We start from the raw sequence: 12,017 nt of genomic DNA on the forward strand, positions 1-12,017 counted from the left end.
CTTTGACAGAAGAAGGAGAGCGCCATGAGAAACCTTATTATCACCGAGTTCATCAGCATCGATGGCATCGCCGAGGTCGAGAAGCTGCCCAGCGTGACCTGGAACGATGAGATGCAAAGGTTCAAGGAGGACGAGCTTGCCGACAGCGGGGCCATGCTTCTGGGGCGCACGACCTACGGGATTTTTGCCGGCTCTTGGCCCAAGGAAACCGGAGACTTCGCCGACCGGTTCAATGCGCTGCCGAAATATGTCGCGTCGACAAGCCCGAAGGCACTCGACTGGAAACCGGCCGAGTTGCTGAAGGGTGTGTTGCCGGAAGCGGTTCGGGCGCTGAAGCAAGGCAGCGGCGGCAACATCTATGTGCATGGCAGCCTGAGCGTCGCGCGGGAATTGCTGCGCCATGGTCTGGTCGATCGCGTCAGGCTGCTGAGCTACCCTGGCTCCGTCGGGGAGGGCAAGAAGCTGTTCCCGCCCGATATGCCGGTGGCGTTGGAGCCGATCTCGACCGTACAGTTCAGCAATGGCGTGGTGGCGCTGGAATATGCGGCTGGGAGGGTGTGAGACGCTGGTGGGGTAATCTCCCCTTGAGGGGAGATGTCGCCGAAGGCGACAGAGGCGGTCGGTCCGTCCTGACGCAACCTCCTATCGACAGTAGGAGGTCTAGCTTCACGCGAGACGACCCCCTCTGGCCTGCCGGCCATCTCCCCCTCGAGGGGGGAGATCGGCAGCTCACCCTACTTTCTTCCCCCGCTTGCCCTTGGCACGCGCCTCGACCACTCTTTCCACCTCGCGCTTCAGTTCGTCCTTGACCTCCTGCGTCTCGGCCATCAGCGTGTCGATCTTCATGAAATCGAGCACGCGGTATTTCGACACTGGCGGGCGGATCAATATGTCTGGTGGGCGCTGGTTCAGCTTGTGGGCGATGATCGACTGCATCATCAATTGCGTCGCGCCATACATCAGGTCGACCGTGGTCGGGTGCTTGCGCTCGGCCTCGCTCGGCGCGCCGACGACGTCGATCGCGATGATGATGTCGGCGGCGTCTTCGATGAGGTCGAACGGCACCGGATTGTAGATGCCGCCGTCGATCAGCACGCGGTCGTCGCGCGTCACCGGGCGGAACACGGCGGGAATGGCAGCCGAGGCGGCGAGCGCCGAATGCAGGTCGCCCTCGTCGAAGACGGCCAGCTTGTGACCGAAATAGTCCGTCGCCGTCACCTTGAGCGGGATCATCAGCTCGGCGAAGGTTTCCGGGATGGCTTCCGGCAGGAACGCCTTCAAGATGCGCTCTATGTTGAACTGGCTGACGCGGATGCCGCCCTGCATCGCCTCGGCGATGGTGCCGGGACGCGAGCGCCACATGCGCGCCGCCACCTCGGCGCGGCGGCCGAGGATCGAGCGGGCGTAGTCCTCGATGTCCTTGCCGCTCATGCCCGAGGCCATGCCGGCGCCCATGATGGCGCCGATCGAGGAGCCGGCGATGGCCACCGGCTTGATGCCGAGCTCGTCCAGCGCCTCGACGATGTGGATATGGGCGAGGCCGCGCGCGCCGCCGCCGCCAAAGGCGATACCGAAAGTCGGACCTGTCATTTGGCCTCCAGCTTCGGCCCGATGCTCATGATCGCGGGCGCCGGCGTCAGCAGCTTCTTCGCCGCTGCCTTGACCTGATCGAGCGTCACACCGTTGATGAGCGCCGCGCGGCGCTGCACGTAGTCGATGCCGAGATTGTCGAGCTGCAATTCCACCAGGGTCGCGGCAATGGCGCTGGAAGAATCCAGATTGCTGATCGCATAGGAGCCGACCATGTATTTCTTGGTCGCGTCCAGCTCGGCCTCGGTCGGCCCCTCCTGCGCCATCTTCTTGACCACGTCCTTGACGATGGCGAGCGTCTCGGCGGCGCGGTCGGAACGCGTCGCCGTGGTGATGATCAGCGCGTTGGAATGCTGGTGATCGACCAGGTTGGAATCGACGGAATAGGCCAGGCCGCGCTTTTCCCGCACCTCGTCATAGAGGCGCGAGGTGAACGTGCCGCCGCCGAGAATCTGGTTCATCAGCACCGCAGGGAAGAAATCCGGCGCATCGCGCTTCACACCGGGGTAGGCAAACTGCAGCGAGGTCTGCGGCAGGTCGTAGTCGACCTCGAGCTGCTGGCCGAGCTTCAGCTCGGTATCGGCAACCGGTTGCAGCACCTGCTTTTCCGGCAGATCGCCGAAGACCTCATCGAGCTTCCGTTTCAGCGTCGCGGCATCTATGTCGCCGACCACCGCAACATGCAGGCCGCTGCGGGCGAAATTGGCCTTGTGGAAGGCAGCCAGATCCGCCGCCGTGATGGTGGCGATGCTGTCCTTGGTGCCCTGGTCGGGCCTGGAATACGGATGTTCGCCATAGATGGCGCGCAGCCATTTGGTTTGCGCGACGGTGTTGGGGTCACGCTCATTGGCGATGATGCCGGACAGGATCTGGGCGCGGATGCGGTCGATCGGCGCCTGGTCGAAGCGCGGGCTGGTGACCGCCAGCCTGAGCAGGTCGAAGGCCGCATCCTTCTGCTCGGCCAGCATCCGCATCGCGCCATAGGTGCCGTCGCGCGCCGCTTCGAAGCCCATCTCTGCGCCGGCATCGTCAAGCTTGATCTGGAAGGCCTCGCTGTCGAGGTCGCCGGCGCCCTCGTCGAACAGGCCGGTCATCAGATTGACCAACCCTTCCCGCCCCGCCGGATCCTGCGTCGAGCCGCCATCGAAGACGAAGCGGATGGCGATGATCGGAATGGAGTGGTCCTCGACCAGCCAGGCATTGACGCCCTTTGACGAGGTCACCGGTTGGATGTCCATCGCGTGCGCGGCAAGCGCCGGCAGGATGAGGAAGAAGATGCCGAGGAACAGTGTGGCGAGGGCGTGGAGAACCGCGATGCGCCTATGAGTAATCGCATAAGGCCATTGATCGCCAAGGTCAGCTCCGCCCCTCATCGCGCTGCCGGGCACTTCTCCCCGTATAGTGACGGGGAGAAGGGGTCTCGCCGCGACGCTGGCGCTCTTCTTACGACGCTGATGGTTGGCGAAATCGGCGATGACAGCGCCCCTCTCCCCGTCACTATACGGAGAGAGGATGCCGGCAGGCAGGTGAGGGGCAGCGCCAACGCTCAATCTTGTCATCATCAATTCCCAGCCTGTTGCTGCGGCAAGAGATAGCCGGTCGTCGTACGATCGAGCAGCAGATAGCGTGCGGCGACCGCCTTGATCTCATCGGCGGTGACCTTGCGAATGCGGTCCGGCCATTCCTCGATATCCCTGACGTTGCCGCCGGTGGCGAGCTCGGCGCCGTAGAGATTGGCCATCTCGTCCTGCTTGTCGCGGGCGAAGATCATGGCCCTGATATAGCGGGCCTTGGCCTTCTCCAGCTCGTCCGCGGTGACGCCGTCCTTGACGATGCGGGCGATCTCGGCCTCGACGGCCGCCTCGACGTCGCTCAGCTTGGCGTCGCCGCGCGGCGCGCCATAGACGGTGAAATTGGTGGCGTCGAGCATCGTACCCTGGAAGAAGGCGCCGGTCGCCGATGCGATGCCTTGCTTGACCACGAGTTGCTGGTAGAGCCTGCTGCGGCTGCCGCCGCCAAGGATCTCTCCCAGCAAGTCGAGCGCCTCGGCCTCGCCGGGTTTTGCCGTGTGGTAGGACGGAACCACCCATTGCGTCGAAAAGCTCGGCACCGAAACGCGCCCATCGGTGAGCGTCACCGTGCGCTTGGTGTTCTGCTCCGGCTCGACCGGGCGGATGCGCGGGGGCAGGTCGGGACCGCGCGCGACCTTGCCATAGGTTTTTTCGGCCAGCGCCTTCACGACCTCCGGCTCGACATCGCCGGCCACGATCAGCACCGCATTGTTGGGGCGGTAGTATTTGTCATAGAAGGCAACCGCATCGGTGCGGTTCAACTGCTCCATCTCCTGCATCCAGCCGATCACCGGAATGCGGTAGGGCTGGTTCTGCCAGAGCGTCGCGTCGACCTCTTCGTCGAGCACCGCCTGCGGATTGCTGTCGATGCGCGCGCGGCGCTCTTCCAGGATCACGTCGCGCTCGGTCTTGATGACCTCGTCGGTCAAGATGAGGTTGCGCATGCGATCGGCCTCGAAGCTCATCATCTCACCAAGTGCCGAGGGCGCCACCGTCTCGTGGAAGGCAGTGTAGTCATATGAGGTGAAGGCGTTGTTGGAGCCGCCGATGGCCGATATGGCGCGGTCGAACTCGCCCGCGGCGTGGTTGGTCGTGGCCTTGAACATCAGGTGTTCGAAGAAGTGCGCTATGCCGGACTTGCCTGGCGGCTCGTCGGCGCTGCCGATCTTGTACCACACCATATGGGTGACGATGGGGGCGCGATGATCGGGAACGACCACCACCTCCATTCCATTGTCGAGCAGGAAGTTGGCCACCTTGCCATCATCCGCGGCCAGGGCCGGGCCGGCCATAGTCAGCTCGGTGGCGAGCAAGGCTCTCCGCAGCCATTCAGTATGAAATGTCATTGATGGCTCCGGTTGTTATCGCGCGACGATAGGCAAGGTTAGCCGCGGAGGCAAAGTGAATTGTGCGTCATTTTGAAGGCGCCGGTCGCTCCACCCTTACGCAAGCTCGATGAACCGGACCACCGTCTCGCCGTAGTTTCGTTCATCAACCACCGAGAATTCCGGCCCAATCTCGAAGGGCGCCGAGGCGGCTTCCTCGACCACGCAGAGCGCGCCGGGCAGCAACCAGCCGCCATCCCTGGCCGAGCGCAGGGCGCGCTCGCCAAGGCCCTTGCCATAGGGCGGATCGGCGAAGACCAGGCCGAATGCCGCAAGCGTACCGGCCTCACCCAGGGCGGTCGCGTCGCGGCGGAAGATCTTGGTGCGGCCGGTAAGGCCAAAAGCTTCGACATTGGTGCGGATCAGGCCGCGTCCTTCGGCCGATTCTTCGATAAAGACGCCATAGGAAGCGCCGCGCGACAGCGCTTCGAGGCCGAGAGCGCCGGTGCCGGCGAAAAGGTCGAGCACACGCGCGCCGTCGAGCTTGTCGGCAAAGCGGTGCGCCAGCACGTTGAAGACGGCCTCGCGGGCGCGGTCGGTCGTCGGGCGGATGGCATGGTCGCGCGGCGTCGCCAGCGGACGCCCGCGAAATTGGCCGCCGACGATTCTCATTTATGCCCGGGTCTCATTTAAGGCCGGATCTCATTTAAGTCCCGGCATCATCTGGTCCTCGGGCCCTTGGGACCGTTGCGTGGCCGCTCGCCGCCCCGACCGCCATCCGGACGCTCGCCACCCGGCTTGCCGAACGGCTTGGCTCCGCCCGGCTTGCCATAGGCCGGCTTGCCATAGGACGGCTTGAATGACGCCTTGCGCGCCTTGGCCTCGGCCGCCTTGGCGGCATCGGCTTCCGCCCTGCCCTTGCCGATCGGACGCGCGCCCGGCGCCATCCAGACATTAGCCTTGCGCTGGCCCGGCGGATCGATCGGCCGCTGCTCGCGCTCGGGCTTCTTGCCGCCGCGCGGTTTGTCACCAAAGGCGCCGCGCGGCTTGTCGCCGAAGCCTCCACGGGGCTTGTCGCCAAAATCGCCGCGCGGCTTTTCGCGAAACTCGCTGCGCGGCTTGTCCGAAAACTCGCTGCGCTCGGGTCTCGGGCCGCGTTCGCCAAAGCTCTTTTCCGGCCTCGCGCCCCTTTCGGGACTGGTCGACAGCTTGCCGAGCGCTTCGTCGCGGCTGCCTTCGCGGCGCTTGCGGTTCTTGATCAGACCGCCCTCGCCGATCGGCCGATGGTCACCCTCGCGGGTGACTTTCGGCCGTTCCGGCTCCGCGTCACGCTCTCGCCGCACCGGCTGGTTGGAAAACGGCTTGATGATCTCGGCGTCGAAATTGGCGCCGGATTCCTCGACCAGTCGCTCGCCGAGCTGGTCGCGCAAGACGCGGCCCTTGATCTCCAGCACATGGCCTTCGGCGAGATCGTCGAGCTGGAACGGTCCGTAGGAGATACGGATCAGCCGCGTCACGTCGAGGCCGAGCGATCCAAGGATGTTCTTCACTTCGCGGTTCTTGCCTTCGCGCAGGCCGATCGTCAGCCAGGCGTTGGTGCCTTGCTCACGGTCGAGCGTCGCTTCGATGGCGCCGTAGAAGACGCCGTCGACGGCAATGCCTTCACGCAGGCCTGCGAGCATGCTTTCCTCGACCTTGCCATGGACGCGCACGCGGTAACGGCGCAGCCAGCCAGTGGCAGGCAGTTCGAGCACGCGCGACAGACCGCCATCATTGGTGAGCAGCAGCAGGCCTTCGGTGTTGATGTCGAGGCGGCCGATGGTCATCAGCCGCGGCAATTCGGCCGGCAGCACGTCGAACACGGTCTTGCGGCCCTCGGGGTCGCGGTTGGTGGTAACGACGCCGGCCGGCTTGTGAAACAGGAACAGGCGGGTGCGCTCGATCGGCGGGATCTCCATGCCGTCGAGATGGATGATGTCGCCCGGCATGACGTTGAAGGCCGGCGAGGTCAAAGCCCGGTTGTTGACCTTGACACGGCCCGCCGCGATCAGGTCTTCGGCGTCGCGGCGCGACGCCAGGCCGGCGCGGGCCAGCCGCTTGGCGATACGCTCGCCGGCTTCTTCCGCATCTGCCGGACGCGGGCGCGGCTTGAAGGCGCCGCCAGATGCTTGCGGCCGGTCACCACCGAAATCGCGCTTGGGGCGATCGCTGAAGTCACGCTTGGGACGATCTCCGGCGTCGCGCTGCGGGCGATCGCCAAAATCGCTCTTTGGCCGGTCAAAACGCTTTTCGCCCTCGGCGGAAGCAGGCCGATCGCCACGCGGTGCGTAGGGCTTGCGCGGCCCTTCACGCTTTTCGAAAGGCTTGCCTTCGGGACGCGGCCCCTTGCTGAATGGCCGATCGCCGCCCTTGAAATCGCGCTTTGGCCGCTCGCCATCGGCCGCAACCGGCCGATCGCCGCGCGGTGCATAAGGCTTGCGCGGCCCCTCGCGCTTTTCATACGGCTTGCGTTCACCCTCGGCCGGCATAGCGCGATCCCCACGCGGCGCATAGGGTTTGCGCGGCCCTTCGCGCTTTTCATACGGCTTGCGCTCGCCTTCGGCTGCCATCGGCCGGTCACCGCGTGGTGCATATGGCTTGCGCGGTCCCTCGCGCTTTTCGAAGGGCTTGCCTTCGGAACGCGGACCTTTGCTGAATGGCCGGTCGCCACTTTTGAAATCGCGCTTGGGCCGCTCGCCCTCAGCCGCTGCGGGCCGGGCGCCGCGCGGTGAATAGGGTTTCTTGGCCCCGAAGGAGGGTTTGCCGCTTTTGCCGGCGGCGCCATCGCGGCGCGGCCCCGCGGCTCCAGGGCCGCTTTTGCCCGGGCCTTTGTGGCGCGGAGATTTCTTGTCGTTGTCGTCCATGTGGCCTTTGCCTTGTTGCGCTGCTACAGCGTGGCGCATCCTTTCGGACGCGCAAAGGACGCTATAGCACTTTGATTTGGCGCATGATCATTTCCGAAAATCTGTTCCGATATTCGGGTTGACGCGCTCCATAACAGGATCACCGCCAAGTGGCGAGGAGATAATCGGAATGGAAACCGCGTGAAGCGGCCGGATTTCATGGCGCTGGCGCTGAAAGAGGCGCAAGCCGCCGCCTTGCGCGGAGAAGTTCCGGTTGGCGCCGTCATCGCCAGCGGCGACACGGTGGTGGCATCCGCCGGTAACCGCACCCGCGAACTTGCCGATCCGACGGCGCATGCCGAAATGCTGGCGATCCGCGCGGCCTGCCAAACGCTCTCGAGCGAGCGGCTGACCGGCCACGACCTCTATGTGACCCTGGAACCCTGCGCCATGTGCGCCGGCGCCATTTCCTTCGCCAGGCTGCGCCGGCTCTATTTCGGCGCGGCCGACGAGAAGGGCGGCGCGGTGGTCAACGGCGTGCGCTTCTTCGCTTCGCCGACCTGCCACCATACGCCCGACATCTATCCGGGCATGGCCGAGGCCGATGCGGCGCTGCTGCTCAGGGAATTCTTTCGGGAAAGACGCGAAACGTAGAGCCTTCAGCTACCGAAGGCGACGGTTCCTACCAGGAGGGCAGCCAGTCGAAGAGCCCGCCGCTCTTGCCCTTGGCGGCCGCTTCCTTCTTGAGGCGGCGTTCCTTCTTGTATTCATCCTCGCCGAGTTCGCCCTGCGGCGCCGTGTCGGAGGCAGCTCGATAGGCCAGAGGCGGCTCGCTCAGATATCTGCGAGTGTTGGGGTCGCCCTGCTTTTGCTCTGCGGTGCGGCGCTGGATCTCGGCGGCGCGGCCCTTGTCTGAATCCTTCGGCGACCAGGCCGGCGGGTGGCTGGAGCCCGAATCCGCCAGCGCCTTCTTCACGGAAGCCGGATCGGTCTGCACGTCATCGACGATCCCCGACTGATAGGACGGGTCGTCCTGGTGGGCAGTGGCGTCGGCACGCAGGCGGGCGCGGCGCTGCTCGGGCGATTCGGGCCAATCGGTGCTCGCCGTCTCGATGCTTTCCTGCGGCGGCGGCAGCACTTCCTTCTGCCCCGGCGCCGGCTTTACCAGCTCCGGACGCGGCCTGTAGTCGATCTGTTCCTTGTGCTTGGGCGTGATCGCGAAGGCGCCGGAAAGGTCTCCGGCAAGCTGCTCGCCAGCCGTCTTGTCGGTGCCGTAGGTAGGCGAGCCCATGCAACCGGACAGAGCGAGGCCGGACGCGACAAGCGGCGCCAGCAGCGCAACGCGCGCATAAGTTCTCTTGGTCATGCCAAAAAGTCCCACTCTAGACAGCCTCTCGATCGTCACCGGCCAAAGGCCCGGTCCCCATCGTCCACGCTCTTGCGACGGAATTCCGGCGACAATTTGTCTTCCGGAGTTTCGCGTGTTTATCTCAACCACTCGTTAAGGGCAACGCGCGGGCGGTTTTCGCCCACGCGGCATGGCATTTGTGCTCCGGCTTATGAGCAGTCACAAACGTCCCAGAGCCTTGAGTTCATGCAGCACGGCGGCATCGCGGGCAGACACGTCGGGGAATTCCACGTCCTGCCCGACATCGGCGGTATAGCGCCACGAACGCGCGCATTTGACCAAGCCGCGGTCCTCGGCCTTTTCGACCACCACCGCGACACCTTTGACATCGTCGAGCGCAAAGGCGCCTTCCGGCGCCTTGCCATGGGCGATGACGAGATCGCTGGTGATCGCCATTTCAGCCATGTCGACATCGGCGATCGCGGCTTCAAGCGTGGCATCGTCGAGGCTCACGACCGGCACGGCTTCCAGCGAGGCACCGATGACCTTCTGAGCGCGTGCGATCTCGAGCGCGCCGGTGACGACACGGCGGACCTGCCGCACCTTGCGCCATTTTTCCGCCAGTGCCTCGTTCTTCCAGTCGGCCGGAATCTCGGGGAACTGGTCGAGATGCAGCGAGACAGCATCCGGATGACGGTCGAGCCAGGCTTCTTCCGTGGTGAAGGGCAGCATCGGGGCCAGCCATTTCACCAGGCAGTCGAAGAGGTGGCGCACCACTTGTACCGAGGCCTTGCGCTTCACGCTGGCGGGTCCTTCGCAATAGAGCGCGTCCTTCCTGATGTCGAAATAGAAGGCCGACAGCTCGACCACCATGAAGTCGAGCAAAGTGCGGGTGATGCGTTTGAACTCGAACGCGTCGTAGCCCGAGCGCACGACCTCATCGAGCTCGGCCAGCCGATGCAGCATCAGCCGCTCCAGTTCCGGCATCTTGTCCAGCGGCACCTCCTCGCCATCGTCATGGGCGAGCGTGCCCAGCATCCAGCGGATGGTGTTGCGGAGCTTGCGGTAGGCGTCGATGTTGGTCTGCAGCACGTTCTTGCCGAGACGCTGGTCTTCCCAATAATCCGTCGTCACCACCCATAGCCGCAGAATGTCGGCGCCGGACTGCTTGATGACGTCTTGCGGCACGACGGTGTTGCCGAGCGATTTCGACATCTTTCGCCCCTCCTCATCCATGGTGAAGCCATGGGTGACGACGGTGTCGTAAGGTGCCCTGCCCCTGGTGCCGCAGCTTTCGAGCAGCGAGGAGTGGAACCAGCCGCGATGCTGGTCGGAGCCTTCGAGATAGACGTCGGCCGGCCATTTCAGGTCCGGACGGTCTTCCAGCGTGAAGACATGCGTCGAGCCCGAATCGAACCAGACGTCGAGGATGTCCATCACCTGCTTCCATTTGGAGGCCTCGTGATTGCCGAGGAAACGCTCCTTGGCGTCGGCAGCGAACCAGGCGTCGGCGCCTTCCCTCTCGAATGCGTCCATGATGCGCTGGTTGACGGCTTCGTCCTTCAGCACATTGCCGTCCTCGTCGGCAAAGACGGCGATCGGCACGCCCCAGGCGCGCTGGCGCGACAAGACCCAATCCGGGCGTTCCTCGATCATGGCGCGGATACGGTTCTGGCCGGCCGCCGGCACGAAGCGTGTGTCATCGATCGCCTTCAGCGCACGGCTGCGCAGCGTCGTGCCGTCGCCGAGGTCCTTGTCCATATAGACGAACCATTGCGGCGTGTTGCGGAAGATGATCGGCTTCTTCGACCGCCACGAGTGCGGATAGCTGTGCTTCAGCCGGCCGCGCGCGAACAGTGCGTTGCGCTTGATCAGCTCGTCGATGACCGCCTGGTTGGCATTGCCCTTCTTGCCGTTGTCGTCGATCACGCGCGCCGCCCCGCCTTCGCGATCCGGGCCAAAACCCGGCGCGTCCCTGGTGAAGAAGCCAGCATCATCTACAGTGAAGGGGATGGCAGGGTCGATGCCGCGTGCGCGCAAATCCGATGCCGCATCCATCCAGGCATCAAAGTCCTCGCGGCCATGGCCGGGCGCGGTGTGGACGAAGCCGGTGCCGGCGTCGTCGGTGACATGATCGCCGGCCAGCATCGGCACGGCGAATTCGTAGCCGCCGCCGAGACCTTTGAAGGGATGTGAAAGTGTAAGGCTTCCAAGCTCTTCGACCGAAACGCTGCGAAGCCGATTCAAGGTGACCTTGGCCTTGGCCGAGGAGTCTTCGGCAAGCGCATCTGCAAAGATCAGCTTTTCACCGGGCTGTGGACCGAACGAATTTTCGGCTGCGGTAACTTCATAAAGGCCGTAGCCGATCCGTGACGAATAATTGACGGCACGGTTGCCGGGGATCGTCCACGGGGTTGTCGTCCAGATGACGACGTGGGCGTTGTCCAAAAGTGCAACGCTTTCCGGAACGCGCATGGACGGTGCAGCGTCTGATACAAAGTGCTCAACGCTCCAAAATCCTGACACAACTGGAAACTTCACCCAGATCGTATCCGACTCATAATCCTGGTACTCGATCTCGGCCTCGGCCAACGCGGTGCGCTCGACCACACTCCACATCACGGGCTTGGAGCCACGATAGAGCTGGCCGGACATGGCGAACTTCAACAACTCCCCGGCGATGCGTGACTCCGAATGGAAAGCCATCGTCGTATAGGGGTTCTTGAAGTCGCCGATGACGCCCAGTCGCTGAAACTCCGCGCCCTGCACGGAGATCCAGTTCGCGGCGAACTCGCGGCATTCGTTGCGGAATTCGTTGACCGGCACCTCGTCCTTGTTCTTGCCCTTGGCGCGGTACTGTTCCTCGATCTTCCATTCGATCGGCAGGCCGTGGCAATCCCAGCCCGGCACATAATTGGCGTCATAGCCGCGCATCTGGAACGAGCGGGTGATGACGTCCTTGAGGATCTTGTTCAGCGCATGGCCGATATGGATGTTGCCGTTGGCGTAGGGCGGGCCGTCATGCAGCACGTATTTTTCGCGGCCGGCCGCCTCCTCGCGCAGCTTGCGATAGAGGTCCATGTCCTGCCAGCGCTTGACCAGCAGCGGCTCTTTTTCAGGCAAGCCGGCGCGCATCGGGAAATCCGTCTGCGGCAGGTAAAGCGTCTTGGAATAGTCGATCGTTTCAACAGTGTCGGTCATTGGTCTGCCATGTGCATTGCCCGGCGGGCGTAAAAGCTCGGGCGTGAACTATCATGATTTGGAAAAAGCGCGAGGGCGCGCGCAAAACTCCCGGCGGCTC

At 64.2% G+C, this 12,017-nt stretch carries 9 protein-coding genes; 2 read left to right on the forward strand and 7 right to left on the reverse strand.

Annotated elements, in window-relative coordinates:
* The first annotated feature begins 24 nt into the window (after positions 1 to 24).
* Positions 25 to 561, forward strand: a complete 537-nt coding sequence (locus NKI64_RS21525) for a dihydrofolate reductase family protein (protein WP_352669874.1) — start codon at positions 25 to 27, stop codon at positions 559 to 561.
* A gap of 168 nt (positions 562 to 729) precedes the next feature.
* Here the strand turns inward: NKI64_RS21525 and NKI64_RS21530 are convergent, their stop codons facing one another.
* The 5 genes from NKI64_RS21530 to NKI64_RS21550 form a co-directional block, all read right to left on the reverse strand.
* Complete coding sequence (locus NKI64_RS21530) at positions 730 to 1,590, reverse strand: patatin-like phospholipase family protein (RefSeq protein ID WP_352669877.1); 861 nt, start codon at positions 1,588 to 1,590, stop codon at positions 730 to 732.
* On the reverse strand, positions 1,587 to 2,963 hold the full coding sequence (locus tag NKI64_RS21535; protein WP_352669880.1) for a M16 family metallopeptidase: 1,377 nt from the start codon (positions 2,961 to 2,963) through the stop codon (positions 1,587 to 1,589). The genes NKI64_RS21530 and NKI64_RS21535 overlap by 4 nt, the downstream gene beginning before the upstream one ends.
* A 188-nt stretch (positions 2,964 to 3,151) precedes the next feature.
* Positions 3,152 to 4,507: a M16 family metallopeptidase gene (locus NKI64_RS21540; RefSeq protein WP_352669883.1), complete on the reverse strand. Its 1,356-nt coding sequence runs from the start codon at positions 4,505 to 4,507 to the stop codon at positions 3,152 to 3,154.
* Positions 4,508 to 4,603: 96 nt separating this feature from the next.
* Positions 4,604 to 5,158 carry a 16S rRNA (guanine(966)-N(2))-methyltransferase RsmD gene (gene rsmD / locus NKI64_RS21545; protein WP_023671544.1) on the reverse strand — a complete coding sequence of 185 codons (555 nt, stop codon included), beginning with the start codon at positions 5,156 to 5,158 and terminating at the stop codon, positions 4,604 to 4,606.
* A gap of 47 nt (positions 5,159 to 5,205) precedes the next feature.
* A complete protein-coding gene (locus NKI64_RS21550) occupies positions 5,206 to 7,389 on the reverse strand; it encodes a pseudouridine synthase (RefSeq protein ID WP_352669886.1) in 2,184 nt (727 codons plus the stop codon).
* Positions 7,390 to 7,569: 180 nt separating this feature from the next.
* Here NKI64_RS21550 and NKI64_RS21555 point away from each other — a divergent pair, with 180 nt between their 5' ends.
* Complete coding sequence (locus tag NKI64_RS21555) at positions 7,570 to 8,022, forward strand: nucleoside deaminase (RefSeq protein WP_023694762.1); 453 nt, start codon at positions 7,570 to 7,572, stop codon at positions 8,020 to 8,022.
* Positions 8,023 to 8,050: 28 nt separating this feature from the next.
* On the opposite strand, the gene NKI64_RS21560 is transcribed toward NKI64_RS21555, so the two are convergent.
* Both NKI64_RS21560 and ileS read right to left on the reverse strand, forming a co-directional pair.
* Positions 8,051 to 8,734, reverse strand: coding sequence for a hypothetical protein (locus NKI64_RS21560; protein WP_023671541.1), 684 nt, complete (start codon positions 8,732 to 8,734; stop codon positions 8,051 to 8,053).
* A gap of 201 nt (positions 8,735 to 8,935) precedes the next feature.
* Positions 8,936 to 11,917, reverse strand: coding sequence for an isoleucine--tRNA ligase (ileS, locus tag NKI64_RS21565; RefSeq protein WP_023819984.1), 2,982 nt, complete (start codon positions 11,915 to 11,917; stop codon positions 8,936 to 8,938).
* Between the last annotated feature and the right edge of the window lie 100 nt (positions 11,918 to 12,017).

It is taken from the genome of Mesorhizobium sp. M0478 (assembly GCF_040321305.1).
In the GTDB taxonomy this organism is placed as follows: Bacteria; Pseudomonadota; Alphaproteobacteria; order Rhizobiales; family Rhizobiaceae; genus Mesorhizobium.

Coding starts and splice junctions, on each gene's coding strand:
- NKI64_RS21525 (WP_352669874.1), top strand. CDS start 25: ATGAGAAACCTTATTATCACCGAGTTCATCAGCATCGATGGCATCGCC.
- NKI64_RS21530 (WP_352669877.1), bottom strand. CDS start 1,590: ATGACAGGTCCGACTTTCGGTATCGCCTTTGGCGGCGGCGGCGCGCGC.
- NKI64_RS21535 (WP_352669880.1), bottom strand. CDS start 2,963: ATGAGGGGCGGAGCTGACCTTGGCGATCAATGGCCTTATGCGATTACT.
- NKI64_RS21540 (WP_352669883.1), bottom strand. CDS start 4,507: ATGACATTTCATACTGAATGGCTGCGGAGAGCCTTGCTCGCCACCGAG.
- rsmD (WP_023671544.1), bottom strand. CDS start 5,158: ATGAGAATCGTCGGCGGCCAATTTCGCGGGCGTCCGCTGGCGACGCCG.
- NKI64_RS21550 (WP_352669886.1), bottom strand. CDS start 7,389: ATGGACGACAACGACAAGAAATCTCCGCGCCACAAAGGCCCGGGCAAA.
- NKI64_RS21560 (WP_023671541.1), bottom strand. CDS start 8,734: ATGACCAAGAGAACTTATGCGCGCGTTGCGCTGCTGGCGCCGCTTGTC.
- ileS (WP_023819984.1), bottom strand. CDS start 11,917: ATGACCGACACTGTTGAAACGATCGACTATTCCAAGACGCTTTACCTG.